At 62.0% G+C, this 25,613-nt stretch carries 28 protein-coding genes and 2 pseudogenes; 19 read left to right on the top strand and 11 right to left on the bottom strand.

What is annotated here, in order from left to right; genetic code table 11:
• Positions 1-11 precede the first annotated feature (11 nt).
• Positions 12-407: a rhodanese-like domain-containing protein gene (locus tag HGP13_RS21630; protein WP_172228906.1), complete on the top strand. Its 396-nt coding sequence runs from the start codon at positions 12-14 to the stop codon at positions 405-407.
• A 70-nt stretch (positions 408-477) separates the two neighbouring features.
• Here the strand turns inward: HGP13_RS21630 and HGP13_RS21625 are convergent.
• A pseudogene (locus tag HGP13_RS21625) lies at positions 478-1,388 on the bottom strand (alpha/beta fold hydrolase).
• Between the two features lie 47 nt (positions 1,389-1,435).
• Here HGP13_RS21625 and HGP13_RS21620 point away from each other — a divergent pair.
• Positions 1,436-1,888, top strand: a complete 453-nt coding sequence (locus HGP13_RS21620) for a MarR family transcriptional regulator (RefSeq protein ID WP_172228902.1) — start codon at positions 1,436-1,438, stop codon at positions 1,886-1,888.
• Positions 1,889-1,912: 24 nt separating this feature from the next.
• Here HGP13_RS21620 and HGP13_RS21615 read toward each other — a convergent pair whose 3' ends face one another.
• Together HGP13_RS21615 and HGP13_RS21610 are read right to left on the bottom strand one after the other, a co-directional pair.
• Positions 1,913-2,524, bottom strand: a complete 612-nt coding sequence (locus HGP13_RS21615) for a pyridoxamine 5'-phosphate oxidase family protein (RefSeq protein WP_172228900.1) — start codon at positions 2,522-2,524, stop codon at positions 1,913-1,915.
• Between the two features lie 71 nt (positions 2,525-2,595).
• Entirely contained in the window at positions 2,596-2,949 is a 354-nt protein-coding gene (locus tag HGP13_RS21610) for a DUF971 domain-containing protein (RefSeq protein ID WP_172228898.1), read from the bottom strand.
• A 196-nt stretch (positions 2,950-3,145) separates the two neighbouring features.
• Between HGP13_RS21610 and moaA the strand changes: the two genes are divergently transcribed.
• From moaA to HGP13_RS21545, 13 genes are all read left to right on the top strand, one after another.
• Positions 3,146-4,141 (top strand): GTP 3',8-cyclase MoaA, encoded by a 996-nt coding sequence (gene moaA / locus HGP13_RS21605; RefSeq protein ID WP_172228896.1) that lies wholly within the window; start codon positions 3,146-3,148, stop codon positions 4,139-4,141.
• Between the two features lie 99 nt (positions 4,142-4,240).
• A complete protein-coding gene (locus tag HGP13_RS21600; protein ID WP_246707085.1) occupies positions 4,241-4,690 on the top strand; it encodes a hypothetical protein in 450 nt (149 codons plus the stop codon).
• A 119-nt stretch (positions 4,691-4,809) separates the two neighbouring features.
• Positions 4,810-5,169 carry a hypothetical protein gene (locus tag HGP13_RS21595; protein ID WP_172228892.1) on the top strand — a complete coding sequence of 120 codons (360 nt, stop codon included), beginning with the start codon at positions 4,810-4,812 and terminating at the stop codon, positions 5,167-5,169.
• Positions 5,170-5,351: 182 nt separating this feature from the next.
• A complete protein-coding gene (locus tag HGP13_RS21590) occupies positions 5,352-6,272 on the top strand; it encodes a DMT family transporter (RefSeq protein WP_172228890.1) in 921 nt (306 codons plus the stop codon).
• A gap of 43 nt (positions 6,273-6,315) precedes the next feature.
• Positions 6,316-6,942, top strand: a complete 627-nt coding sequence (mobA, locus tag HGP13_RS21585) for a molybdenum cofactor guanylyltransferase MobA (protein ID WP_172228888.1) — start codon at positions 6,316-6,318, stop codon at positions 6,940-6,942.
• Positions 6,939-7,448, top strand: coding sequence for a molybdopterin-guanine dinucleotide biosynthesis protein B (gene mobB / locus HGP13_RS21580; protein ID WP_172228886.1), 510 nt, complete (start codon positions 6,939-6,941; stop codon positions 7,446-7,448). Before mobA ends, mobB begins: the two co-directional genes overlap by 4 nt.
• A 159-nt stretch (positions 7,449-7,607) precedes the next feature.
• Positions 7,608-8,393: an ABC transporter substrate-binding protein gene (locus HGP13_RS21575; protein ID WP_172228884.1), complete on the top strand. Its 786-nt coding sequence runs from the start codon at positions 7,608-7,610 to the stop codon at positions 8,391-8,393.
• Between the two features lie 81 nt (positions 8,394-8,474).
• The gene (locus tag HGP13_RS21570) at positions 8,475-9,194 is read left to right on the top strand and encodes an ABC transporter permease (RefSeq protein ID WP_096446000.1); all 720 of its coding nucleotides are present in this window, start codon (positions 8,475-8,477) and stop codon (positions 9,192-9,194) included.
• The gene (locus HGP13_RS21565) at positions 9,191-10,012 is read left to right on the top strand and encodes an ABC transporter permease (protein WP_172228882.1); all 822 of its coding nucleotides are present in this window, start codon (positions 9,191-9,193) and stop codon (positions 10,010-10,012) included. The genes HGP13_RS21570 and HGP13_RS21565 overlap by 4 nt, the downstream gene beginning before the upstream one ends.
• 106 nt (positions 10,013-10,118) lie before the next feature.
• Positions 10,119-10,988 (top strand): NAD(P)-dependent oxidoreductase, encoded by an 870-nt coding sequence (locus tag HGP13_RS21560; RefSeq protein ID WP_172228880.1) that lies wholly within the window; start codon positions 10,119-10,121, stop codon positions 10,986-10,988.
• Between the two features lie 6 nt (positions 10,989-10,994).
• Positions 10,995-11,699 (top strand): DNA alkylation repair protein, encoded by a 705-nt coding sequence (locus HGP13_RS21555; RefSeq protein WP_172228878.1) that lies wholly within the window; start codon positions 10,995-10,997, stop codon positions 11,697-11,699.
• The gene (locus HGP13_RS21550) at positions 11,659-12,234 is read left to right on the top strand and encodes a GNAT family N-acetyltransferase (RefSeq protein ID WP_172228876.1); all 576 of its coding nucleotides are present in this window, start codon (positions 11,659-11,661) and stop codon (positions 12,232-12,234) included. The genes HGP13_RS21555 and HGP13_RS21550 overlap by 41 nt, the downstream gene beginning before the upstream one ends.
• A gap of 44 nt (positions 12,235-12,278) precedes the next feature.
• Positions 12,279-12,848 carry a DUF3299 domain-containing protein gene (locus HGP13_RS21545; RefSeq protein WP_172228874.1) on the top strand — a complete coding sequence of 190 codons (570 nt, stop codon included), beginning with the start codon at positions 12,279-12,281 and terminating at the stop codon, positions 12,846-12,848.
• Between the two features lie 39 nt (positions 12,849-12,887).
• On the opposite strand, the gene HGP13_RS21540 is transcribed toward HGP13_RS21545, so the two are convergent.
• The 4 genes from HGP13_RS21540 to HGP13_RS21525 all read right to left on the bottom strand — a co-directional run bounded on the left by HGP13_RS21540 (position 12,888) and on the right by HGP13_RS21525 (position 15,369).
• Positions 12,888-13,379 (bottom strand): Lrp/AsnC family transcriptional regulator, encoded by a 492-nt coding sequence (locus tag HGP13_RS21540; RefSeq protein ID WP_006205209.1) that lies wholly within the window; start codon positions 13,377-13,379, stop codon positions 12,888-12,890.
• A 108-nt stretch (positions 13,380-13,487) separates the two neighbouring features.
• Complete coding sequence (locus tag HGP13_RS21535) at positions 13,488-14,162, bottom strand: uracil-DNA glycosylase family protein (protein WP_172228872.1); 675 nt, start codon at positions 14,160-14,162, stop codon at positions 13,488-13,490.
• Complete coding sequence (locus HGP13_RS21530) at positions 14,102-14,713, bottom strand: glutathione S-transferase (RefSeq protein ID WP_172228870.1); 612 nt, start codon at positions 14,711-14,713, stop codon at positions 14,102-14,104. The genes HGP13_RS21535 and HGP13_RS21530 overlap by 61 nt, the downstream gene beginning before the upstream one ends.
• A gap of 35 nt (positions 14,714-14,748) precedes the next feature.
• A complete protein-coding gene (locus tag HGP13_RS21525; RefSeq protein WP_172228868.1) occupies positions 14,749-15,369 on the bottom strand; it encodes a thermonuclease family protein in 621 nt (206 codons plus the stop codon).
• Positions 15,370-15,445: 76 nt separating this feature from the next.
• Here HGP13_RS21525 and HGP13_RS21520 point away from each other — a divergent pair, with 76 nt between their 5' ends.
• Positions 15,446-16,966 (top strand): HAMP domain-containing sensor histidine kinase, encoded by a 1,521-nt coding sequence (locus HGP13_RS21520; protein WP_172228866.1) that lies wholly within the window; start codon positions 15,446-15,448, stop codon positions 16,964-16,966.
• Positions 16,967-16,997: 31 nt separating this feature from the next.
• Here HGP13_RS21520 and HGP13_RS21515 read toward each other — a convergent pair whose 3' ends face one another.
• Positions 16,998-17,996 (bottom strand): nicotinate-nucleotide--dimethylbenzimidazole phosphoribosyltransferase, encoded by a 999-nt coding sequence (locus tag HGP13_RS21515; RefSeq protein WP_172228864.1) that lies wholly within the window; start codon positions 17,994-17,996, stop codon positions 16,998-17,000.
• 197 nt (positions 17,997-18,193) lie between these two features.
• Between HGP13_RS21515 and HGP13_RS21510 the strand changes: the two genes are divergently transcribed.
• Both HGP13_RS21510 and HGP13_RS21505 read left to right on the top strand, forming a co-directional pair.
• Positions 18,194-18,424, top strand: coding sequence for a DUF1289 domain-containing protein (locus tag HGP13_RS21510; protein ID WP_172228862.1), 231 nt, complete (start codon positions 18,194-18,196; stop codon positions 18,422-18,424).
• 106 nt (positions 18,425-18,530) lie between these two features.
• Positions 18,531-19,238, top strand: a complete 708-nt coding sequence (locus HGP13_RS21505) for a TIGR02281 family clan AA aspartic protease (protein ID WP_172228860.1) — start codon at positions 18,531-18,533, stop codon at positions 19,236-19,238.
• 86 nt (positions 19,239-19,324) lie between these two features.
• Here the strand turns inward: HGP13_RS21505 and dusA are convergent, their stop codons facing one another.
• Positions 19,325-20,320, bottom strand: coding sequence for a tRNA dihydrouridine(20/20a) synthase DusA (gene dusA, locus HGP13_RS21500; protein ID WP_172228858.1), 996 nt, complete (start codon positions 20,318-20,320; stop codon positions 19,325-19,327).
• 116 nt (positions 20,321-20,436) lie between these two features.
• Here dusA and HGP13_RS21495 point away from each other — a divergent pair, with 116 nt between their 5' ends.
• Positions 20,437-21,498, top strand: a complete 1,062-nt coding sequence (locus tag HGP13_RS21495) for a site-specific integrase (protein ID WP_172228856.1) — start codon at positions 20,437-20,439, stop codon at positions 21,496-21,498.
• Positions 21,499-22,593: 1,095 nt separating this feature from the next.
• Here HGP13_RS21495 and HGP13_RS21490 read toward each other — a convergent pair.
• Together HGP13_RS21490 and HGP13_RS21485 are read right to left on the bottom strand one after the other, a co-directional pair.
• Complete coding sequence (locus tag HGP13_RS21490; protein WP_172224936.1) at positions 22,594-23,709, bottom strand: IS110 family transposase; 1,116 nt, start codon at positions 23,707-23,709, stop codon at positions 22,594-22,596.
• A gap of 856 nt (positions 23,710-24,565) precedes the next feature.
• Positions 24,566-25,595, bottom strand: a pseudogene (locus tag HGP13_RS21485) (IS110 family transposase); the annotation flags it as partial.
• Between the last annotated feature and the right edge of the window lie 18 nt (positions 25,596-25,613).

Genomic DNA, 25,613 nt, shown 5'->3' with positions numbered 1-25,613 from the left:
GGGACGAGAGGGTGAAAAAGGGGTATCGCGAACTGCTGGACGAAGCCAACGCCGAGATCGAAGTGGTTTCACCGGAGGAAGCGTCCGGATTGCTCGACGACGAAGGTACAATCTTCGTCGACCTGCGCGATCCGCGCGAGGTGGAGCGCGACGGGAAAATCCCCGGCGCCAAACATGTCACCCGCGGCATGCTGGAATTCTGGATCGATCCCGAAAGTCCGTATCACAAGCCGTTCTTTGCCTCGGGCAAGAGTTTTGTTTTCTTCTGCGCCGGCGGCTGGCGCTCAGCGCTGGCCACCAAGACGGCGCAGGATATGGGACTTGCGCCGGTCAAGCACATCCTTGGCGGCTACACCGCCTGGAAGGCGGCCGGACTGCCCGTCGAGCCCGGCGAGAAGAAGAAATAGCCCCATGCATGTCGCTCAAAAGTGGTCCCGGTTTTTGAGACAATGACATGCATAGAACGAGGATTGCGGCTCAATGCAGCAATGACGGCTCGCGGTGTCCGCTACGAAGGCAACGGCGCGTTCGACCACACCCTTGTCGGCAAGAATGCGGCGATGGCCGAGCCCATCGGCCCAGTGCAGCCGCACATGATCGCCAGCGCCAGCGTAGCGTTTCGCGTGCTCGGCCGGCACTTCGCGATCATCCGGCGCGTGGATGACCAGGGTCGGCACGGGCGCCTGGGCAAGCTGGCGGTCGCCGGTGAATTCATGCAGCGGCCGGCCGGACAGATGTTCGACACGGTCCGCCATGGCGACTTGCGAGCGCGGCCCGACATTGAGCATGCGGCTGAAGTCCGCGAAGATCGCCGGCAAGGAGCTCGGTGCTGCGATCAGCACAAGGCGCCTGGCGGCCAGCGGCGGGATGTTCTTGACCGAACCGGCGATGGCATTGGCGGCAACGGCGCCACCGAAGGAATGTCCAACCGCTGCCACGAACGGACCGAACCATTCGCCGGCGACCCGTATGGCCTCGACCGCATTGACGATGTTCAGGTGTCGGCCATGCGAATGGCCATGGCCCGGCAGGTCAAGGGAAACGACCCTGTAGCCGGCCGCACGATAGCCCTCGATCAAGGCGCGCATATATTCGGTGCGCGAACGCCAGCCATGGACGACAAGCACGGTGCCGGCAGCCGCCCTGCCCGACTCCGGCCGGAATTCGTGCACCATGACGCAGCCGGTCTTGGTCTTCAGCCGATGATGGCGCGCCTCGGTCATGAACTCCGCGGCGCGGCCGATGGCGCGGCGCTCACCGTCGGTCAGCGCCTTGGTGCTCGGCGTACGGCAGAACAGTTCGAAAGCCGCGCGCCCGCTGATGCGTGGCGCAATATGTTCGGCCGCACCAAATACGCTCCGGATGACCTTCAGCCCGATTGATGCCATAGTGAGAATCCATCCATACGTTCAAGCATGAACATAATAGTTCAAAGATGAACAATAAACAAGAGTTACCTTGGGACAACCCGCGTTTTCGCAACTGGGTCGCGGTGGCGCGCGCCTGCCATGTGCTGGAGCGCACGCTGGCGGTGAAACTCGCGCCGCTGGACCTGAAGCCGGCGCAGCTCGACGTGCTGATGAACCTCTATCGCCATCCCGGCATGTCGCAGCACGACCTTGCCCGCAAGCTGCTCGTCGGCCGCTCCAACATCACCATGCTGTTGCCGCAGTTGGAGGTGCGTGGCCTGCTGCGCCGCGATGGCGATGAGAAGGACAAGCGCATCCTGCGGCTCACCTTGACCGAAGCCGGCGAGGCGCTGCTGATGCAGGCGCTGAAAGTGCATATGGCGCTGATCGAGAAAGCGATGAGCCAGTCGACGCCGGAACAATGCGACATGATCGGCGAACAGATGCGCAAGATCTATGAGGTGCTGAAGGAGGCGTAAGCGCCGTTTCGGCCAGGCGTCCGCTCACCACATCGTCTTCTTCGCCCGCTCCGGCCATTCCTTGTCGTAGGTTTCGCCGTCGATGTTTTTTCGGCTGGTGATTTCCAGGATTTTTCCAGGCGTCGGCAGCGATTTCGGATCGACATGTTTGGCCGGATTCCAAAGTTCCGACCGCACGATGGCCCGAGCGCACTGGAAGTAGACTGAATCGATATCGATGACGGTCACCGAGCGCGCCACCTTGCCGTCGACCATGAAGGACGCGCAAAGTTCGGCATCGGTGGTGATATGGGCTCGCCCGTTGATGCGCAGCGTCGTGCCGGAGCCCGGCACCAGGAACAAGAGGCCGACACGCGGATCCCTGATGATGTTCCGTAGCGAATCGGCGCGATTGTTGCCGCGCCGGTCCGGCATCATCAGCGTCTTGGGATCAACGATGCGCACGAAGCCGGCGAGATCGCCGCGCGGCGAACAATCCAGTCCCTCCGGGCCGCTGGTGGCCAGCGCGACAAAGGGCGAGGCTTCGATGAAGGCGGCATATTCGGGAATGACGTGGTCGAGTTCCTTGACCAGTGAGGCTTCGCCTGGCACGCCATAGAGTGCCTCAAGCTGTTCGACCGTGGTGATGAGCGACATCGTTTCGTCTCCGAACCTTTGCCGGCGCTACTCCACATCGATGACGTTTTGACGACAGCGACGGCATGAGTTTAGCGGTCTCGGCTCAATCCCTTTTCCGCAAGCTCCGCCAGATAGGCTTTCCAGCGCTCATCTCTCTCGTGGCCGAGCGTGTGCAAATAGTTCCAGGTGAAAATGCCGGTGTCGTGAAAATCGTCGAAGGTGATGCGCACCGCATAGTTGCCGACCGGCTCGATCTTCAGGATGGCTACATTGCGCTTGCCGGGAACCGTCACCCGCTGCTCAGGCGAATGACCCTGCACCTCGGCCGATGGCGAGGCAACGCGCAACAGCTCGGCCGGCAGTTCGAACGGGTGGTGATTGGGAAAGGTGACCGACAGCAGTTTGCGGTCCTTGGAGACCCTGAGTTCTTTTGGTGCGGTCATGCTGCTTGATCCCGTATCGATTGCCCTTCCCTACGCCGCTTCGCCGAATGGGAAAAGTCCTGATGAGCGGACCGACATACCGTGTCGGCTCCGGGATGTTACCAAAGACCGAGAAGCGGTATCTTGAATGGCGGGCTGGATCGTATCACATAGCTGTATATAACGACGCCGGTAACGGTTACGGAAACGCTCGAATATGAACATGATCGACCCCTTCGGTCGCACGATCAGCTATCTCAGAGTGTCGGTCACCGACCGCTGCGATTTCCGCTGCACCTATTGCATGGCCGAGGACATGACCTTCCTGCCGAAGAAGGACCTGTTGTCGCTGGAAGAGCTGGACCGGCTCTGCACCGTCTTCATCGAAAAGGGCGTCAAAAGGCTGCGCCTCACCGGTGGTGAGCCGCTGGTGCGCAAGAACATCATGCATCTGGTGCGTCAGATCTCGCGTCACCTCGACAGCGGCGCGCTGGAAGAGCTGACGCTGACAACCAACGGCTCGCAACTGTCGCGCTTCGCCGTGGAGCTTGCCGATTGCGGCGTCAAGCGCATCAACGTTTCGCTCGACACACTCGATGCCGACAAGTTCCACAAAATCACCCGCTGGGGCCATCTGGACAAGGTCATACAAGGCATCGATGCCGCGCAGGCGGCCGGGCTGAAGGTCAAGCTCAACGCGGTGGCGCTGAAGGATTTCAACGACGCCGAACTGCCCGACATGATGCGCTGGGCGCATGGCCGCGGCATGGACCTGACCGTCATCGAAACCATGCCGATGGGCGAGATCGACGCCGACCGCACCGACCAGTATCTGCCGCTGTCGCTGCTGCGCGCTTCGCTGGAGCGCCAGTTCACGCTGAACGACATTCCCTTCAAGACCGGCGGCCCGGCCCGCTACGTCCACGTCGCCGAGACCGGCGGAAAGCTCGGCTTCATCACGCCGATGACGCATAATTTCTGCGAGAGCTGCAACCGCGTCCGGCTGACATGCACCGGCACGCTCTATATGTGCCTCGGCCAGGAAGATGCGGCGGACCTGCGCTCGCCCTTGCGCGCATCCGAAGGCAACGAACTGGTCGCCGACGCGATCGACGAGGCCATCGGCCGCAAGCCAAAAGGCCATGACTTCATCATCGACCGCCGCACCAGCCGCCCATCGGTGTCACGGCATATGAGCGTCACTGGCGGCTGATTTTTTCTCCGATTTGGTGCAAGATTGTCTTTGGTGACAAGCCAAGGGGGCATCATGCTGTGTCTTTATCGAGTCGGCTTATCGTCGCTGACAACAGCGATGTCCTTGGCGACCATTATCACAACAGCGGCAATCGCCAAGCCGTTCACCTATGTCAACGCGCGCTTCGGCACCGTATGCACCTTCCCGGACCAAATTTTCAGCAAGCGCATGCCTGAGCCGGAGAATGGCGATGGCCTACAGTGGCTTAGCGCCGATGGCGCCAGCGTCGCCTGTTACGGCAGCTACAACGCCGGCGACGCTACGCCCGAGAGCGTCGTGGAAGAGGAAAAAGCGAGCACCGAGCCGGGTCACAAGGTCACCTACAGCAAGACGGGCAGGAACTGGGCTGTGCTGTCGGGTACCAAGGGCGACAAAATCTTCTATGAGCGATGCGTGTTCGGAAAGGAGGACGTCATCCACACCGTCTGGATCGAATATCCAGCATCGTTCAAGTCGAAATATGACCCGCTGGTCGGAGCTATCGCCGGCAGCCTCAAGGGGCCATGAGCATTTTCGGTCACATCCCAGAAAAAGTCTGATCCGCAGACGGTTGCCCGATTTACCGACAGCATGTTCCGGCCTAGCTTTCCCCGTAGCGGAATCGTCGCTCACAGGGGGAATAAATCATGCGCAAACTCATTCTTTCTCTTGCATTGCTTGGCCTCACGGCCCTGCCCGCGGCAGCCCAGTCGATCGGTGGCACCTACACCGTCGCCGGCACCAACTTCGACGGATCGAAATATGATGGCGAAGCCACGATCACGCTGACCAGCGGGACGACCTGCGCGATCCACTGGGAGACCGGCGGTTCTGCGTCTGACGGCATCTGCATGCGCAATGACGATGCGTTCTCCGCCGGCTATGTCATGGGCAAGGATATCGGCCTCGTCGTCTACAAGGTCGAGGATGACGGGTCGCTGCATGGCCTGTGGACCATCGCCGGCAAGGAAGGCAATGGCACCGAGATACTGACGCCGAAGAAATAGACACCGCCGCGCCTGTACAGCTTCCGGGAGGCAAAGCCGCCTCTCGGCCGGAGGCGTGCCGAATCCGGGACGTGATTTCAGGCAGGCAATGACGGATGCCGCGGTCCTGGCCCAGCCCTTTGCCGTTGCTGTTTCGTGGTGGGCTGTTACAGGCTTGCTTGCCTAAGCAACCGGTAGATGTCTTGCCCCTTTCTCCAAATCTTCGCGGCGCATTGTTCATGATGGTGGCGATGGTTGGCTTCACGCTCAACGACGCCATCACCAAATATTCTTCGCAGTCGATGAACATGGCGCAGGTCATGCTGATCAGAGGGGCATTTGCCTCGCTCTTCGTCGGCCTGCTGGCCTGGCAACGTGGCGCGCTTTTGCGGCCGCGCCAGATGCTGCAGCCGCTGGTGGCAATCCGCGTCCTGGGTGAAGCAGGCGGCACCGTGTCATTTCTCGTGGCGCTTGCCCATTTGCCGATCGGCAGTGTGTCAGCCGTTCTTCAGGCGCTGCCGCTGGCGGTGACCATGGGTGCCGCGCTGTTTTTCGGCGAAACGGTCGGCTGGCGGCGCTGGCTGGCAATCGCCGCCGGTTTTGCCGGCGTGATGGTCATCGTCCGGCCGGGCTTCGACGGCTTCAGCCTATATTCCCTTTGGGCGTTGGCCAGCGTTGCCTGCTGCACCGTGCGCGATCTCGCCACCAAGCGCATCCCCCAAACCATTCCGACGATGCTGGTCTCGACCGCCACCGCACTGGCAATGACCATCGTCGGCGCGTTGCTGCTGTCACCGATGGGCGGTTGGGCGCCGATGACCGGCAACAGCACGGCGCTGCTGGCGCTGGCGGCCGTGCTCGTGCTCATCGGCTATCAGTTCATCATCATGGCGATGCGCTCGGGCGAAATCTCCTTCATCGCGCCGTTCCGCTACACCGCACTCCTCTGGTCCATCCTGCTTGGCCTGTTGGTCTTCGGCGACATACCGGACATGCCAATGATTGTCGGCGCAACAATCGTCGTATGCTCGGGTCTCTATGCGCTCTATCGCGAGCGGGTGGTCGGTCGGCGGAGGATTGTCGCCGAAACGACCGGGCCGGCCATGGCGCCGGATGGAATCTAGCCAGGTCTTGTGATTTCCGGCGGCTGGCGTACAGGCTCGATGCATGAGACGAGATATTGCAGGGATCGTCCTGGCCGGAGGCCAGTCGAGGCGGATGGGAGGCGGCGACAAGAGCCTGTTGCCGCTTGGCGGCGGCAGCGTACTTGACCAGGTCCTGTCGCGCTTTGGGCCGCAGATCGAAACCTTGGTGCTGAGCGCCAATGGCGACCCGGCACGCTTTGCCCGTTTCGGACTGCCTGTGCTTGCCGACACGGTCGAAGGCTTTGCCGGACCGCTTGCCGGCATTCTGACCGGCCTCGAATGGGCCGCAGCGGGCACACCTTGCAAGGCGATCGTCACCGCTGCTGGCGACACGCCTTTCCTGCCGCTTGATCTGGTCCACCGTCTGGCGGCCGCTGCCGGCGAACATCCCGGTTCGATCGCGGTCGCCTCTTCGGCCGGCAGGCTCCACCCGACCTTTGCGCTGTGGTCGACCGATTGTCGCGACGCCCTGCGGCATTTCCTGCTCGATGAGGATAACAGGCGGGTGTCGACCTTCATCGAGCGCCACGGCCATGTCGAGGTGCAATTTCCGGCCCTGCAATCCGTCGCGCTCGATCCTTTCTTCAACATCAATGTGCCGGACGATCTTGCCGAGGCCGGACGCCTGTTGCAGAGCATGGCATCATGAATGGACGCGTCTTCGGCATCACCGGCTGGAAAAACTCCGGCAAGACCACTCTGACCGAAAAGCTGGTCGCCGAGCTTGTGCGGCGCGGCTGGAAGGTCTCGACGGTCAAGCATGCCCATCATGATTTCGACATCGACAAGCCCGGCGCCGACAGCTTCCGCCATCGGCAGGCCGGCGCCACCGAGGTGGCGATCGTATCCGGCAATCGCTGGGCGCTGATGCACGAATTGCGCGGCGAGGATGAGCCGCCGCTGGAGGGCATCCTCTCGCGACTCGCCCCATGCGATATCGTGCTGGTCGAAGGCTACAAGCGCGAATCCCACCGCAAGATCGAAACGCGGCGGCTGAAGGCGAAAGACCGGGCGCCGCTTTCAACTGATGATCCCAATATTGTCGCCATCGCCGCGGATTTCGCCGTCACGGACGAGAGCCTGCCGGTATTCGACCTCGACGACCTAAAATCGATAGTCGACTTCATCGAGCGCACCACCGGCCTCGTTGCTTGAGATGTAACCTAACGGCAGAACCCCATTACCGATTTCGGTGGTTTTGCAGTTGCTTTTTTCTTGGAAAGAGTGGGAATATCACCTCAGCGGGCGGTCAAAAAGCACCGCCCCACAGAGCCGTTTCGGAACGACGGCCGGGACCATAAAGAGAGGACTATCATGCGTATTGCACTGCGTATCGCGCTCGCCGCATCGGCTGCGCTGCTGACGCTCGGCGTAGCCCAGGCCCAGGAAAAGACCCTGCGGATCGGCACCGAAGGCGCCTACCCCCCTTTCAACAACCTGACCTCCGACGGCAAGCTCGTCGGCTTCGACATCGACATCGCCCAGGCGCTTTGCGATCAGATGAAGGTCAAGTGCACCTTCGTCGCCCAAGATTGGGACGGCATCATTCCGGCACTTCAGGCCGGCAAGTTCGACGCCATCGTCGCTTCGATGTCGATCACGCCGGAGCGTAAGGAGAAGGTCGACTTCTCGCACAAATACTACAACACCCCGTCGGCGCTCGCCGTGCCCAAAGACTCGACGCTGAAGGGCGTGACCAAGGCCGATCTCGCCGGCAAGACCATCGGTGTCGCCACCACGACCACCCATTTCAACTATGCCTCGAAGACCTATACCGACAGCACCGTGAAGGGTTATCCGAGCAGCCCCGAGGAGCAGGCAGATCTTGCCAATGGTCGTCTCGACGCCATCGAGGACGATGTTGTCGTGCTGCAGCAGTGGCTGGACTCGCCTGATGGCGCCTGCTGCAAGATTCTCGGCCAGCCGTCGCCGCAACCGGTCGATATCTTCGGGCCGGGCGCCGGCATTGCCGTGCGCAAGGGCGAGACCGACCTGGTCAACAAGCTCAATGAGGCCATCGACGCCATCCGCGCCAATGGAAAATACAAGGAAATCAACGACAAGTACTTCAAGTTTGACGTTTACGGCGCCGAGTCCTGATAGACAAGATCAAGACGGCGGGGAGAATTCCCCGCCGTCTTTCTAATCGTCTCGGAAATGCCGTGGAGATAAGATCCGTCAATGCCAGCCCAAAGCATCTGGACACTTCTCAGTTGGGGACCTGATGGCTGGAGTGACGATATTGCCTATGGCGTCATTGTAACGGTTCTGCTTGCGCTGGCGACGCTTCCCATCGGTTTGACGATCGGCTTTTTCATTGCGCTGGGCAAGCAATCCGAAGAGCCCTCGCTGCGCCTCGCCGCCAATATCTACACCACGGTCTTTCGCGGCCTGCCGGAACTGGTGACGCTCTTCCTATTCTTCTTCGGCATGCCGATCCTGCTGCAGCACCTCATCCGATATTTCCGCCCCGATGCGACCATCGACGTCAACAGCTTCGTCGCCGGGATGATCGTGCTCGCGCTGATCTTTTCGTCCTATGCCAGCGAGGTTTTCCTCTCGGCCTTCCGGGCCATCCCGAAAGGCCAATATGAGGGTGGTTATGCCATCGGTCTTTCCTACGCGCAGACGATGCGCCTGGTGATCCTGCCGCAGCTGCTGCGCATTGCGTTTCCCGGTCTCGAGAATTGCTGGCTCAGCCTGTTGAAGGACACCTCACTGGTGTCGGTCGTCGGTCTCGCGGAGACCCTGCGCAACGCCGGCGTGGCCGCGCGCGTGACCAAGCATTCGTTCCTGTTCTACGGCGTGGCGGCCTTGGTCTTTCTTGCTCTGGCCATCGTGTCATCCTTCGCCACCAGCGCCATTTTGCGCTCGCTCGGCAAGCGGGAGGCACAACGATGAGCGCCACGGCCACCCTGGTCGAACGGCCGCCTCCCCGAGCCCGCGGCTGGCCGCAAAGGCGCATCGTCGGCTACGCGCTGGTCTGCCTGTGGATAGCCTTCGGCCTCGGTATCGTCGCCTACCTCTTCTTTGCCTGGAACGCACCCTTCTTCGCCAAATATGCGCCGGCCTATCTGCGAGGACTTGGCGTCACCCTGTCGCTGGTCGCAATTTCGATGGTGCTTGGCGCCGTTATGTCCTTGCCTGTCGCTTACGGGCGCATGTCCAGGAACCGGATCCTGTCCGGCCTTGCCTATTGCTACGTCTATTTCTTCCGGGGCACGCCGCTGCTGGTCCAGACATTTCTGGTCTATTACGGCTTGGGGTCGTTCCGACCGGAACTCCAGATGATCGGGCTCTGGGATTTTTTCAAGGACGCCTTCAACTGCGGCGTCTTCGCCTTTGCGCTCAACACCGCCGCCTACCAGGCCGAGATCCTGCGCGGCGCCATCGAAAGCGTGCACAGGGGTCAATGGGAAGGCGCTGCCTCGCTCGGCCTGCACAAACTGCAGACACTGCGCAAGATCATCCTGCCACAAGCCCTGATCGTCGCCTTGCGACCCTACGGCAATGAGCTGATCCTGATGGTCAAGGCTTCGGCGATCGTCGCCATCATCACCGTCTACGATCTGATGGGCAACGCAAAACTCGCCTTCGCCAATTCCTTCGACATCCAGGCCTATATCTGGGTCGCCCTGGTATACCTCGTGATGGTCGAGTTGTTGCGCCATGCGATCGAATGGATCGAGCGCCGGATCACCATTCACCTGAAACGCTGACCCGTTCTCGGCTGTACCAGTCGATCGGACCACAGACGTCTTGACGAAATGAGCGCAGGGCCTAGAGCTTGGGCAGCGATTTCGTTTCCGTCTGAAGGGCAAGTTCATGGCATCTGTGGCGTTTCTCGGTCTTGGCGTTATGGGCTACCCCATGGCCGCACATCTCGCGAACAAGGGTGGCCACGACGTCACCGTCTACAACCGCACCAAGGCCAAGGCCGAGCAATGGGTCGGCCAGCATGGCGGCAGCTTTGCCGTGACCCCGGCGCAAGCCGCTGAAGGCAAGGATTTTGTCTTTTCCTGTGTCGGCAATGACGATGATCTGCGCTCGGTGACGACAGGTCCGGAAGGCGCCTTCAAATCGATGAAGAAAGGTTCGGTCTTCATCGACAACACCACTGCCTCAGCAGAAGTCGCGCGCGAACTGGCCGCCGCCGCGCAAGCCGGCGGATTTTCATTTCTCGATGCGCCGGTCTCCGGTGGCCAGGCCGGCGCCGAGAACGGCGTGCTGACCGTCATGGTCGGCGGCGACCAGGATGCTTTCGACAAGGCGAGCCCGGTCATCGACGCCTATGCCCGCATGGTCGGCCTGATGGGATCGGCGGGCGCCGGTCAGCTGACCAAGATGATCAACCAGATCTGCATCGCCGGACTGGTGCAGGGACTGTCGGAAGGCATCCATTTCGGCAAGCAGGCCGGGCTCGACATCCAGAAGGTGATCGAGGTGATTTCCAAGGGTGCGGCCGGGTCCTGGCAGATGGAGAACCGGCACAAGACGATGAATGCCGGCAAATATGATTTCGGCTTCGCCGTCGACTGGATGCGCAAGGACCTCGGCATCTGCCTGACTGAAGCCGACCGCAACGGTGCCAAGCTGCCGGTGACAGCACTTGTCGATCAGTTCTACAAGGACGTGCAGGCAATGGGCGGCAAGCGCTGGGACACGTCCTCGCTGCTGGCGCGGCTGGAGAAGTAGACGACCATGTCCCTGCTCGCTCCAGGCTGGACGGCGCAGGACATCGTCGCGCATCTGCGCTCGATAGGCACTGCGGAAAATCGCGCCGGCATGGCGCGGTTTGGCATCAACACCGCGACCGCGCTCGGCGTCGGCAATACGGATTTGCGGCCATTGGCGCGCAAGCTGAAGCGCAGCCATGAGCGGTCCCTGGCGCTGTGGGCCAGCGGCATTCGCGAAGCGCGGCTGATGGCGGCTTTCACCGGTGAGCCGAAGAAGATCACCATCGAAGAATGCCGCCGCTGGGCCGGCGATTTCGATTCCTGGGAAATCGTCGACACCGTCTCTGATCTGTTCGTCGATACGCCGTTTTGGCGCACGTTGATCGAGGAGTTCGCGGCCGACGAGCGTGAGTTCGTTCGCCGCACAGCCTTTGCCATGCTGGCATGGGCAGCCGTGCATTTGAAAAAGGAACCGGATGCAACGTTCTTGTCCTATTTGCCTTTGATCGAAGTCCATGCCGGCGATAGTCGCAACTTCGTCAGGAAAGCGGTCAACTGGGCGCTACGGCAGATCGGCAAGCGATCAATGAGCCTGCACGCCCCTGCCCTGATTCTGGCGCAGAAGCTTGCCGGCTCCCCGGACAAGACCGCGCGCTGGATCGGCAAGGACGCCGTGAAGGAACTGTCGGATGCCAAAACGCTCGAACGCCTCGCCGCCAGAAAAGTTTGATGTTGCCAATATTCGTTTCACCGAGGTGACGCGGGCAACGCGCGGCAATTTCGAGACTTTGTTCGAGCAGCCGGGTGCGCCAAAATACTGCTGGTGCATGGCCTGGCGGCACCCCGGCCGCGAGCACATCCAGAACGATGAGAAGAAACACCGGATGATGGCGCTCGTCGATGCCGGCACGCCGGTCGGCATCCTCGCCCACATCGACGGCAAGACCGTTGGCTGGTGTTCGGTCGCGCCACGCGAGACCTATCGGAAGCTTTCAAAACAGCAGGACGATAGCGAGACATGCGTGTGGTCTATCGTCTGCTTCTATGTGCCTAGGGTGTTGCGCGGCGGCGGCCTTGCTTCGGCGTTGCTCGATGCGGCCATCGACCATGCCTTCGCCAAGGGCGCGCGCATCATAGAGGCCTATCCGGTCGATGAAGCATCGCCGAGCTACCGTTTCATGGCTTTCGCGACATGTTTGCGGCGCGGATTCAAAGAGACCGGCAACGCCGGTTCTCGCCGACATGTGATGCGGCTCGAGCATTGACGCCATTGGCCTAGGCGTCTTTACTCGCGGCAAAGGAAGCGGCCATGAGCATCCATCTGAAATCAATCGTGGCGTTAGCGGCCGCCCTGTCTCTCTCTGCTGTAGCCGGCGCCTCAGCCGAGACCATGCACATTTTCTGGAAGGATTTGCGCCCGGCGACCCAGGCCGTTGCCGAAGACGCCGGCCTGCCGATGATCGCGGCAAAATTGCCCGATCATGGCGAGACGCTGTCTGTCGATTTGCAGGATAAGACCATACAATTAGCCGGCTACGCATTGCCGGTCGACCGCGACGGCGACCTCGTCTATCAGTTCCTGCTGGTGTCATGGACCGGTGCGTGCAGCCACATGCCGACGCCACCGCCCAACCAGATCGTGCTGGTCACACCTGCCCATCCCTACAAGATGTCGCAAGCATACCAGTCGGTCGCTGTCACCGGCGCCCTGAAGCCGGATATGGAAAAGAGCCAGCTGTTCATTCTCGACGGCGTCAGCGTCATCCAGTCCGGCTATACCGTGCGCAAGGCCGATGTAGTCCGTGTCGACACCGTGCCGGATACCGTTACGCTGCCGGTGAACTCGCCCTGGAGTTTCCTCAACAAGAAGAAGAATTGAGGCAATTCCAGGCCAAAACAAGCGATCTAGGACCAGTGCTCAGGCCGCGTTGGCGCCCGATTCCTTGTCCAGCACCATGTAGTCGAGCGGGATTTCGGTCGTGTACTTGATCTGCTCCATGGCGAAGGACGACGATACGTCACGGATCTCGATCTTGGCGATCAGCCGCTTGTAGAAGGCGTCGTAGGCGGCGATGTCGGGTACCACGACGCGCAGCAGGTAGTCGACGTCGCCGCTCATGCGGTAGAACTCGACCACCTCTGGAAACTCCTGGATGACCTCGGAAAACCGCCGCAGCCACTCATGGCTGTGCGAGTTGGTGCGGATCGAGACGAAGACGGTGACCCGCACATTGACCTTCTCATGGTCGAGAATGGCGACGCGCCGCTTGATGACGCCCTCCTCCTCGAGCTTCTGGATGCGGCGCCAGCAGGGCGTGGTCGACAGGCCGACTTTCTTGGCGACATCGGCCACCGCGAGCGTCGCGTCCTCCTGCAAGAGGCGTAGGATCTTTCGGTCAAGGCGGTCCATTAGAGGCTCCTGGTGGAATAGTTTGGCTATATTCCCTCTTATTCGAGGCTTTCACAAGAAAGAAATTCTGCCAATCGCCATGAAAGCGAGTGATTTCTTGCTTAATGCCTAGCCGATGCGATAGCGGATTTCCGAGCGCAGGAAAGGCAGCAAATCCATTTCAAACCACGGATTCTGCTTCAACCAGCCGCTGTTGCGCCAGGACGGATGCGGCAGCGGCAGCACTTTCGGACCGATGGAATTCCCCCAGATGGCGCGCCAGTCCATCACCGTTTCCGTCAGCGAGGCGCGGCGCGCGGCGCCCATATGCCAGGACTGCGCATAGATGCCGATCGTCAGCACCAGGTCGACCGCAGGCATCAAGGCCATCAAGGGCGCGCGCCAGGCCGGCGCGCATTCGCGCCTTGGCGGCAGGTCGCCGCCCTTGGCATCCTGGCCGGGAAAGCAGAAGCCCATCGGCACGATGGCAAATTTCTCGATGTCGTAGAATTCGTCGCTGGTTACACCCAGCCAGTTGCGCAGGCGGTCGCCCGAAGCATCGGTGAACGGCATGCCCGACAGGTGCACCTTGGTTCCCGGCGCTTGGCTCGCAATGAGAATGCGCGCGCTGGACGAGGGCCGCAGCACCGGTCGCGGCTCATGCGGCAGTGGCTTGCCGACAGGATTTTCGATGCAGATGCGACAGGCCCGAACCTTTGCTGCAAAACAGTCCAGTTCCATACTCAAGCGGCGGCACTCGGCCGGCTGGAGACCTCCTGATGCCAGCGCAACACATGGGTGCATTCCTCCGGCACCTTGATGCGCGCCGGCTTCATGAAGTCGACCGCGATCAGGCCGGTGATATCGGCAATCGAATAGCTGTCACCGGCGACGAATTCGCGGCTCGCCAGCTCGTCGTCGAGGATTTTCAGGAATGCGACCGCCTTCGGCTTGTTGGCCTCGCCCCATTCGGGGATCTGCGGGATTTCCCATTCCTTCATGGCCGGATGGATGTGGCGAAAGGCCTGAGCGACGCAACTGAGCAGGTTGAACTCCATCCGCCTCTGCCACATCTCGACCTGCGCCTTGCCGAGCGCGCCACGCCCGAACAGGGCCGGCTCGGGGTGCAACTCCTCGAAATAGCGGCAGATGGCGACAGATTCGGTGATGATGGTGCCGTCGTCAAGCTCCAGCACTGGCAGGCGTTGCAAAGGATTGCGCGAGCTGACCGTTTCGCCCTTATGCTCGAAAGCGCCCATGTCGATGGACACCAGCGGAACCGTGATCCCCTTCTCGGCAAGGAAAACGCGAACCCGCCGCGGGTTAGGTGCCCGGCCACCGTCAAAAAGCTTCATTTCCATCCTCCTTTTCCCGTCCCGGCCGACGCGCTTCACCAGAAGCGAAAAATCTCCCGCACGGCGTCGCCGATCGATGCCAGCGTGCCGTGTTTTCGCTCCACCACCTCGCCGTGATGACTGTCGCGCCAGTCCTGCGGCTGGTCGAACGTGCCTGCCCAGACACCGACCTTTGCCGCGCGGGCGGTCGCTTCCTCACTTTCGTAGTCGCCGAAGGCAACGGCCCAGCCCGCTTCGACCTGGGCGCGGTTGAGATCCGTGCCACCGGCCTTGCAGTCGCCAAGCAGCCGGCCATAGCGATCCCGCTGCCAGCCGCTGCAGGTGACGGGCCTGCCGGCGATCAGGCGCACCAGCGACTGGCGCGCAAGCGTGCCGCAGGCATATTCGGCGCCGTCTTTGCGGCAGGTCTGGGTGTATTCCGGGGCGTCGATGCCGCGCATGCGGATGCGCTCTGTGCCGAGTGTGATGGAATCGCCGTCATTGATGATGGCAGCACCCTGCGTCTGGCGCGTTTCCACCCGATCGAGGCGCGCCGCCAGCAGGATCAGCAGCCCCAGAATGATTGTCGTAAGCCCATAATCCAGAAGCCGCCGCCACTGGCTCCTGGGCGCCGCCACGTACCGCCGGCGCGATTTCGGCGACCAGGAACGGCTCATATGGCAAACGGTTGGTTAATCATTCGAACGTAGCTTAACACCTTGAAACCGCTGCCCGTATAAATTGAAGTTTTTGATGCCCTTGCAACGCTCGAACACAGCGGACAAGTTCATTGTGGACCGCAGGAAACGGCATCGCAACAGCGATGTCGCGCGCGCGGTGCGCAAGACGCGCGACCGTCTTTCGCAGCAGGCCGGCAATCTCGATTTCGACCGCGAACTGCTGAAACTCCACGCGCGCGCCATGACAAGCGGCGCCGTAGTCATCCCATTGCTCGTCCTGGCGATCGCAGCAGTCGGCCGGCTCGCCGGCGTCGGCAACGAGATCGGACTCTGGGCGCTGTTCACGCTCACCTCCTATACGATCGTCGTCTTCATGGCGCGGCGCATCGAGCGTACGGAAGCTTCCGAGCTCAACCCCTTGCAAGCGCAACGGGAATTCCTGGCCGGCCATTTCCTTTGCGGCCTCGGCTGGGCCTGGTTCGTCTGGCTGGGCTGCGGCGCCTGCGAGGTCGACCAGTTCCAGGTGATCAAGGCGGTCGTGCTGCTGTTTGCCATGGCCGGGACCGCTCTGATGGCCTCATCGCTCAGCGGCGCGCTGCTGGCGACCTTTGCCGTGCCGGTGGCGCTCTATGCCTATGTCGGCACCAGGCTGTGGATGCCGGTCGAGGCGATCATGGCCGGGCTGCTTGTCTTGTCGCTGCCTTTCTTCGCCTATGTCGCCCGCCACATCAACCGCTCCTCGCTGATGCTGTTGTCGTTCCGCTCCGAAAAGGACGCGCTGATCGCCGAACTCGAGACGGCGAAATCGATGTCGGACGAGGCACGGCGACGGGCGGAGGATGCCAATCTGGCCAAGTCGCGGTTCCTGGCTTCGATGAGCCATGAATTGCGCACGCCGCTCAACGCCATTCTCGGATTTTCCGAAGTGATGGCGAACGAGGTGCTGGGGCCGATGAGCAATCCCACCTATCGCGACTACGCCCACGATGTGCATGATTCCGGCCAGCATCTGCTCGACCTGATCAACGAGATCCTCGACCTGTCGCGCATCGAGGCCGGCCGCTACCAGCTCAACGAGGAGCCGGTGATGTTGCTCAACATCGTCGAGGACTGCTGCCATATGATGGAACTGAGGGCGCGCAACAAGGATATCCGCGTCATCCAGGATTTCGAACCAACATTGCCGCGGCTGTTCGCCGACGAGCGCGCGGTGCGCCAGATCACGCTCAACCTCTTGTCGAACGCGATAAAATTTACAGCCACCGGCGGCGAAGTCCGTGTCCGCGTCGGCTGGACGGCGGGCGGCGGGCAATACATCTCGGTCAAGGACAACGGTCCAGGCATTCCCCAGGACGAGATCCCGATTGTGCTTTCGGCCTTTGGCCAGGGCTCGATCGCCATCAAAAGTGCCGAACAAGGCACCGGGCTTGGCCTGCCGATCGTGCAAGGCCTGCTCGCCATGCATGGCGGCGAGTTCGAACTTCATTCCAAGCTGCGCGAAGGCACCGAGGCGATCGCCATCTTCCCGCTGAGCCGGGTGATGGAAGAGCTGCCGGCATTGCCGACGGCGGCAGTGGCGGTACGGCGGCGCTGACGGCTCTCGTCAGCGCCGGTATGCCTCGTGCCTAGCCCCGAACGGCCGCCGCCATGCCTGAACTGGTCAGCGCCGCCGCCTTGACCAAGCCAGCGCCAAGGGCTGCCCCGGCCCCTTCGCCATGGCTCATGCCGAGGTCGACCAGTGGACGCAGGGCGAGCAGCTCGGCAGCCTTGGCGTGCGCGGGCTCCGGCGACAGGCTGGCGAGAAGACAATGGTCTAGCGCTGCGGGGTTCGCGACATAAAGCACCGCCGCGGCGGCCGTTGCCGCAAAGCCGTCGAGCAACACCGGGATTTTCTGCATCCGCGCGGCGAGGATGGCGCCTGCTATCGCCGCGAACTCGCGGCCGCCGACGCGACGCAGCACCTCCAACGGGTCGTCGAGATGGCCATGGTGAAAGGCCAGCGCCGCATCGACCACCTCAGCCTTGCGCGCCTGCATCGGCGCTTCGGCGCCCGATCCCGGGCCAACCCAGTCGGCACCCCTGCCCCCGAACAGCGCGGCAAGCAGCGCGGCGGCGACAGTGGAATTGCCGACGCCGAGATCGCCGAGGCAAAGCAAATCGGTGCCGCCGGCGATCGCTTCCATGCCAAAGGCCATGGTGGCAGCGCATCCGCGTTCATCGAGCGCGGCGTCATCGGTGATGTCGCCGGTCGGAATGTGCAGGGCAAGATCGAACACTTTCAACCCGAGATCGTTGGCGATGCAGATCTGGTTGATGGCCGCACCGCCGGCCGCGCAAAGCTCGACCGCATTGGCGGTCGCCGCCACGGGGCGCGGCGAAATGCCGTGCCTGACTACACCGTGGTTGCCGGCAAAAACAGCCATGAGCGGCCGTGTCACAGCGGGCGGAGCCCTGCCGCTCCATGCGGCAAGCCACGCGGCGATGTCCTCGATGCGGCCGAGCGAATGCGCCGGCTTGTCGGCTTTGCCAAACAGTGTGCGCACGCGCGCTTCGGCTTTGAGGTCGGCTACCGGCAGATTGTCGAGCAGGTTGCGAAAATCGTCGAAAGGCAGAGCGCTGGTCATGTCGTGAGCAATCATTCCTTGAGTTGGCGAGCGGCATAGCCGCGTTGCGTGATCGGCACAACCTCTCCCAAACATCCGCCTTGATTGCCGCAAAGATGGCCTGGAAGGGCGCGATCGCGAGGGCTTGCATTGGCTTTGCCGTTGCACCATGTGGAGGTGAACGAGCGGATTCCGCACGGATCCCTCGAGAGAAAGTCATGACGGCCATCGAATCTCCCTGCATCCTTGTCTGTTCCATCGACATGAAAACCGGCTTCTGCTTCGGTTGCGGCCGCACGCGCGAGGAAATCGGCGCCTGGATGGGGATGACGCCGGAAACCCGCCGAAATGTGATGGCCGAATTGGCGGCCCGGCTGGAAACGGTCGAGCGCCGGCCGCGTCGGGAAACACGCCGCAGCCGCATGGCGCGCGAACGCGACGCGCTCTAGACGTCACCCTTTCACGGAAACGGCGGACCGCTCTAACTCATTGTTTTAACGCAATTCCGGACGAAGAACGTTTCGCACTTCCTGGAATTTCTCTAGCGAGGCACGGATGAGCAGCCGGATGTTCTGGATTTTGATGGCGGTGATCGGCGTGGGAGCAGTGCTGCTTATGCTCAACGATTCCGCCGGCAGCACGCTCGGCGTCGAGAATTACGATTTCGGCCGGCTGATCTGGCTTGGCGCCTTCGGCGCCCTCATCGGCGCCGGCCTGCTGCGCTCGGGCCGCCCGTTCGGCGCCATGGCCCGCAATCTCGGCGCCTGGGCGGCGATCGTGCTCGCACTGATCGCCGGCTACCAGTATCGCTACGAACTGCAGGACGTGGCCAGCCGGGTGACCGCGGGCCTCGTTCCCGGCAGCCCCCTGGCGCTTGGCGTCGAAGACGGCCACGCCACGGTGACGCTCGACAAGGCCGACAATGGCCATTTCGAAGCGCGCATCCTGGTCAATGGCAATCCGGTTCGGGCTATTGTCGACACCGGCGCGACCAGCACCGTGCTGACATCGGAAGACGCGCAGGCCGCAGGCTTCAACCCGGCGGTGCTCAACTACACAATACCGGTTTCGACCGCCAACGGCATGGCGCGCGCCGCGGCGGTCAAAACCGACGCAGTGGCGATCGGCGGCATCGTGCGCAAGGACATGTCGGTGATGGTCGCAGCCCCCGGCATGCTCAGCCAAAGCCTGCTCGGCATGAACTTCATCGGCTCGCTTTCAGGCTTCGATGTGCGCGGCGACCGGATGATCCTCAGGGACTGAGCAATTCCAGGAAAAGTGTGAGCGGTTTTCCCCGGGAAAGCGCGTAGCGCTTTCCCTAGGGAATTGCTTCAAAACAAAAGTCTAGATCAGGCCGCTTCGGCCGCCCCTCCACCGAATTCGACAGCCGCGAAAGCCGTCCTCAGCACGTCAGGCCCGGCACCGGGCCGGTTTGCGTCGGTCGACAGGATCTGACGGTAGCGGCGCGCACCGGGCAGCCCGTGGAACAGCCCGACCATATGGCGGGTGACATGGCCGAGCCGCCCACCCTGCTCGATATGGCGTGCCGCATAGCCGGCCATCGCATCGATCAGCGCGGCGAAATCGAACGCCTCGGACTTCGCGCCGTAGAAGGCGTCCACGCCGGCCAGGATGCCTGGTGTATGGTAGGCCGCGCGGCCAAGCATGGCGCCGTCGACATGATCAAGATGCCCCCGCGCCTCCTCAAGCGACTGAATGCCGCCATTGATGCCGATGAATTCGTTCGACTTTTTGGCCTTCAGCCGATAGACCCTGTCGTAGTCGAGCGGCGGGATGTCGCGGTTTTCCTTGGGGCTGAGTCCCTCCAGCCACGCCTTGCGCGCATGCACCCACAAGGCGTCGGCGCCGGCCTTGAAAACCCCGTCCGCCAGCGCATCGAGCGCCGGTTCCGGATCCTGTTCGTCGACACCGATGCGGCATTTGACCGTGACGGGGATTGTCACCGCAGCCTTCATCGCCGCGACACACTCGGCGACGAGGTCAGGCACTTTCATCAGGCAGGCGCCGAACGTGCCCGACTGGACGCGGTCGGACGGGCAGCCAACATTGAGGTTGATCTCGTCATAGCCGAAGGCTTCGCCAATGCGCGCCGCTTCGGCAAGTTTTGCCGGATCCGAGCCGCCTAGCTGCAGCGCGACCGGATGTTCCACCACATCGAAACCGAGCAGCCTCTCGCGCGCGCCATGAATGACAGCGTCGGCCACCACCATTTCGGTATAAAGCAACGCATGGCTCGTCAGCTGGCGATGGAAGAACCGGCAATGCCGGTCCGTCCAGTCCATCATGGGTGCCACGGCCACTCTATGATCTTGATTTTTCAGCATTTTTTCTTTAAACATCAAATCGTTAGAACCTGCCGAGTGCACACGAATTTTCGCCAGAATACGACCCTTTTCGCCACGTTTCGATCTCTCACTGCACACGGAGCGCACACGAAGAAATGGCCACATACACAAAGCTCTCGTCCGGTTCCTGGCGTGTCCAAGTCCGTCGCAAAGGTCGCTACGTCAGCGAGACCTTCCTTCGCCGCGACGACGCACGGCGCTGGGCAACCGAAACCGAGCGCCAGGTCGATCGCGGTGAGACGCCGACCAAGTCCCGTATAGCGCGCCTGAAAACTTTCGGCGCACTCATCGACCTTCATATCGACGACATGTGCGATGTAGGCAAGTCCCCTCGCCGCTCCAAGGCCGCAGCCCTCGATATGCTCCAAAGACATCTGGGGACGTGCAACATCGCAGCCCTCGATCGCGAACGGCTCATTCATTTTGGTCGCGAACGGGCCGCCCAAGGCGCGGGACCGATGACTCTCGGTATCGACATAGGCTTTATAAAACTCATTCTGGCTCACGCCGCTGCGGTGCACGGGCTGCCCGTCAAGGTCGAACCCGTTGATCTCGCGCGTATCGCCCTAAAGAGGCTTGGCCTCATTGGGAAAGGCCATCAGCGTGACAGGCGGCCTACCCAGGATGAGCTCGACAGACTGATCGCTCACTTCGATTCAAATCCTCGTCTGATGGCGCCAGTTAGCCAGATCATACGTTTCGCCGTCGCAACCGCGATGCGCCAGGAGGAAATCTGCAAGGCACGTTGGTCCGATTTGGAAACTCGCACGCGGATGCTTCTCATCCGTGACCGGAAAGACCCGCGCAACAAGAGCGGCAACAATCAGCGTATACCGCTGTTCGCAGCGACCGGTTACGACGCGTGGACCATTGTTGAGGAGCAGCGCGCCAAGCGAAGCAACGACGATGATCGAATTTTCCCATTCAATCACAGGTCAGTCGGCACCGCCTTCCGCAGAGGATGCTCGGACCTGGGCATCCACGACCTTCATTTTCATGACTTGCGTCACGAAGGAACGAGCCGCCTTTTTGAAGCTGGGTTCACAATTGAACAGGTAGCGCTGGTCACAGGGCACAAGGACTGGAAGATGTTGCGGCGCTATACGCACCTCAAGCCAGAAATGCTCCACACTATCCACGCGGCAAAGGTCGCATAGTTGACGCGAGTGGCGGTGTCAGTCCGAAATCTCGAGCAGAGTTGACCGCCTCGCCGCGCGCCTCGATCTCTAAAAGATACCCGGCCTTGGCCAGGCGATCCCCTTCCCCAACCGCAGCATAGCTGCAGATGGCGAGTAGCGCCCTCTCCTCCTCCCGGCCGGCTCTGGCCGAGTCGCGCCTGCCACCGCCTATTTCGTGCAGGGCTTCGCCGAACGACGCGTATGCTGCCTTGTGCACGTCAATCAGCGTTCGCAGTTTACTGGACGGTTCCGGGTTTTGGCACGGCGGCTCTGTACCAAGTGCAGGTGCCGCAACCGTCGAGGCGACGACTGCGCTGCCGGAGCGGAAGAGCAAGGCGCGGCGGTTGATCCTGGACGTAACGAACTCTCCATTTGCTTCGAGGGCGATCGAAACGGTGAGCTACCCCCATCAGACCGTAACACGCCGGTTTGCGCATTCGTGTCAGTGTGGAAGGTCCCATGTCAGCTGGGTCGGCTGGGCGATGCGCCCGCATCTCCGACAGGATGCCGCGCCCCACAGGCCGCGATGGAAGTGCTTGGATCGTCGGCAGGCTTGTCACGGCAGAGGTGCTTCCCTAGAGGCCGTGAAGCCATGCGTCCGCAATGCAGCGGGGAGCGCCAGCCGATAGCCGCGCTCGGCCGCCACCCTACGGCCGACGCTGGCGATGTCGGCTGTGACCGAGCCGCGACGACGGCCATCCGCGCCGACCGCCGATCGCGAGGTCCGCAAGCCAGATCGACGAGATTTTGACGTTGCGAATCCACTCTCATGATTGCTGACAATGGCCTTTGACATAAGCTGCGGCCCGCCGATCCGGATCGGCGGTCGAGGCACTTGTACGGCGGATATGAGGTGCAAGAGGCGGGACTTGAACGTCGGTCAACAATCTCTCATCCGCGGGTCGGGCCGCATGACCTGGTTTCGTTTGGGGCTGCCTCTGTCTAGGTGGCGAGCGTCGAGGCTCATAGTGGAGACGAGGGCTCCCCGGCATTGTCCCGCCTCCAGCGCCGCATATCGCGCCGAGGCTGATCCTGTGTTGTGGTCTCCTCTGCTGGCTGTCTGTCAAATAGTGGTCACGCCGTCTTTGGCGCGGATTGAACCGTGCAGGCGATCGACCAGATGAAGCCCACCATCTCGCGTGCGATGGCGACATTGACGACGTTCGCATTCTTGCCGCGCGCGCTCAGCCGACGATATCGGGTGCACAGTCGAACTTGCGCTTTCCACCCGATATCGCGAACGACTTTCGGCAGCGCCTCGATCCGGTCGACCTTGTGCCGGCCGATGCGCGCTCTCATCCGGTAAGCCCAGGCGCCTTCGACCAGCGCGCGCCGGGCATGAGTGTTGCCGGTCTTGGTGATGCCGCCGCGCCAGACGGTCTCACCACTCGATTGTTCTCCGGGGACCAGGCCAAAATAGGCCATGAGCTGGCGTGGGTTTGAGAAGCGTGTGAAGTCACCGACCTCCGCGACCAGCACCACGGCATTAATCAGCGCGATGCCGCGCATCGCCTGCAAGGCGTCAACGACCGGGCGCTGGTTCCATTCCGGGAGCAGGCTGAGTATCTGTTCCTCGACCTGCTGCAGGCGCCGTTCCGCATCCATGACAGCATCGACGTAGTCCTGAAATGCGATCTGCTGAGCGGGATGGTCGAAGGCCAATGTCGAAAGCCATCGCCGGTAAGCCTTTCGCCAGGCCGTCCCGCGCTCATGCTTGCGCCCGTGACGCAGCAGAAATCCTTGAAGATGTTGGCGCGCTCGCGTCACCACCTGTCGCACGACGCTGCGCAACCGGATCAGGTCGCGCATGGCTTCATGATCGGCGTCGGGCACCCAGACTGGGGTCAACTCTCCGGCCCGATGAAGGCGGGCGAGCATGGTGGCGTCGCGACGGTTCGTCTTCACCCGATCGCCAGGCTTCCGCGGAATCAGCGATGGCGCCACCACGTCGCACCGATGGCCGAGGCGCGTGAGTTGGCGATGAACGCCATAGCCGCACGGGCCGGCCTCATAACAAAACGCCAGTGGCTTGCCGGACCGCCTGAGACGATCGCACAGCTTGCTGATGGTATCAGCATCATTGGCAATCTCGCCGAGATATTCCACCGAGCCGGAGCGTCCGCTCTCCGCCACCGCGACTGAGATCCGTTCCTTGTGAATATCCAAACCGACAAATCTGATATGGTCCATATGGCCCGTCTCCTATGCATGAGGCTCTGCGCCGGCCAGCCGGCTTAACCCTCGTACCGTTGCATATCGGATGACGGGCCGCCCTCAGGCCCAGCAATCATAGGGACTAGGTCACCTGCCAGTCGACCATAGGTCACCGAAGGACCCGCGTCCCTTCCGAGAACTGCTTCTTTCTGTCGAGCGTCTCGCTGCCGTCTCAGACCACGCCCCCTTCCCGGCCCCACTCTCCATAAGCGCCGACCGAGGCGCCGCACATCGCACTAAGCTACGGACGAATAACGAAAATCGACAATCTTGGGAGGTGCAGGGGAAGCCCGCACCTCGCGAAAATCCTAGATAACCCACTGAAACAACACGACCGATCCAAGCCGCACCTCGCTCCCTTTTATCTCGCCGTCTTAATCGGTCGTATTTTGCGAGACTTTATTCCATCGTCGTTCCTCTTCCAATCTACGATAATACACTATTCTATGCTCTACACCAAGATCCCGTACTCTTGCGTTGAGTTCCGATGCGCCGTGCAGTCTTCCGCGCTCTGCGACGGGGTAGCAGCGCTGCTTATTTGCAGCACCGGAACCGTCGTGGCGCACTTTTCCATCGGAGTGACGGAGCAGCGTCACAGGCAATCCGGCGCGGTCCGGCCGTCTCATCGTCGGCGCGGCCGCAGGCGAGATAACGTGCGTTCCGTCGTTCCTGGTCTGCATCGGTTCTCATCCGCCGGGGCATCTCCTTGTGTGGCGTCCGTCAGCGTGCGAGCACCATGCGTTTCAACCGCCGTCGCGCCGCTCATCGATGCGCTCCGAGCAGCTTGCGGTCCTTGACATGGGCGCGCTGCGCGGCCGTCGGCCTCGCCCGCAGCCGGATCGCCGACATAGAACGTGCCGTCCATCCAGATCGCATGCATGATCACCGCCAGCTTGCGCGCCACCGCAACACAAGCCTTGCGGTGGCAGGAGCGTTTGGCGAGCTCCTGGCCCCAACTCTTGACCTTGTCCCTACCCTTGAAGCGCGTCATCAAACCTGACGCCGCCTCGTAGAGCGCGCGCCGCACGTCCGCGTCACCGGCCTTGGAGATCCGTCCCTGAATGTCGATCGTTGAGCCGGACTGCCAGCGCCGCGACGTCAGCCCGAAGTAGGCGGCGACGTCGCGCGAGCGGCGAAAGCGCGACGGATCGTCGATCGCCGTCATGAACGAGAGCGCCGTCACCGGGCCGACGCCGGGGATCGCCATGAAAGCGTCGACACAGCTCGCCGGGCGCCACCATTTTCACGACGAGATCGTGCAGCCGGCAGTACTGTTTCCATAGCGCCGCGCGCGCCGACAGCATGGCGTCCATCAGTTCGGCCGACAGCGGATCGTCGGCCACAGCCTGGCGAACCGCCTGCTCGAAAGCGCCGCGTCCGACCTTGCCGAGGCGAATGCCGAATGACTTCAGCGAGTGCCAGATGGCGTTCTCCAGGTCGAGAAACTTGGCCTTCAGATTGCGCCGGTGGGTCAGCAGAAGCTTCGTCCGGTGGCAGCTCTCCGACTTGATCTAGGCCTGGCGGAACCAGCCGGTGCGCATGATGTGGGCGATGCCGAGCGCATCGGCCTTGTCGGTCTTGTTGCGCTGCGCCGACAGCGCGGCGCGCACGTGCTGCGTCTCCAGGCAGATCGCCGGCAGGCCAAGTTTCTTGAGTTCCGGCTGCAGCCAAGGCGACAGCGAGCCGGCCTCGTGCCCGACACGCCGCAGTCGCGCGAGAAACGGCTTCAGCACCGCAAACAGTGCCTCGGGATCGGCCATCACCGCCGCCTCCAGATGCACCGCGCCCTGATCGTCGACGACGCAAACCGCCGCCTCAAATCTGGCCTTGCAGCGCGGTCTGTCGCTACAGGCACAGGGCAATGCTGGGCATGGCCGCGC

Source organism: Mesorhizobium sp. NZP2077 (genome assembly GCF_013170805.1).
Taxonomy (GTDB): Bacteria; Pseudomonadota; Alphaproteobacteria; order Rhizobiales; family Rhizobiaceae; genus Mesorhizobium.
Note: the sequence above shows the minus strand (reverse complement) of the source record. Positions and strands in the feature narration are given on the sequence as shown.